1 protein-coding gene is annotated in these 537 nt (G+C 73.7%); it reads right to left on the bottom strand.

Features of this window, described 5'->3' with window-relative positions; all coding sequences use genetic code 11:
- Positions 1-537: response regulator (locus IE258_RS40935; protein ID WP_189750857.1), on the bottom strand; the 537-nt coding region annotated here is incomplete at both ends.

Genomic DNA, 537 nt, shown 5'->3' with positions numbered 1-537 from the left:
AACCCCTCGCCCCGCCCCCACGAAGCGGTACCGCCGCTCAGGCCGCCCGGTCGCCCCGTACCGCAACGACACCTCCGCCGCCCCCACGGCGTGGAAGTACTCCAGGTACCGCCGCGCACTGACCCGCGAGACACCGGTCAGCCGCGCGCACTCGCTCGCCGACAGACTCCCCTCCGCCTCCCGCAGCGTCCGCTCCACCAGCCCGGCGGTCTCCGCACTCATCCCCTTGGGCAGCCTGTGCGGCCTGGGCAGCGCGGACGGTACGGGCATCGCCGCCCCCGCCAGCACCCGGTCGACGTCGTCCTGCCCCCGCACCACGGTGTCCCGCAGCATCCCCCGCTGGACCGCGTAGCGCTCCAGCCTGCCCCGCAGGTCCTCGAAGTCGAAGGGCTTGAGCAGGTAGTCGACGACACCGTGCCGCACCGCGCCGCGCACCGCGTCCGCCTCGCGCGCGGCGCTGACGACCATGACGTCGCATTCGTGTCCGGCGGTCCGCAGCCGGGGGATGAGATCGAGGCCGAACACATCGGGCAGATA

The organism is Streptomyces tendae (assembly GCF_014650435.1).
In the GTDB taxonomy this organism is placed as follows: Bacteria; Actinomycetota; Actinomycetes; order Streptomycetales; family Streptomycetaceae; genus Streptomyces; species Streptomyces tendae.
Note: the sequence above shows the minus strand (reverse complement) of the source record. Positions and strands in the feature narration are given on the sequence as shown.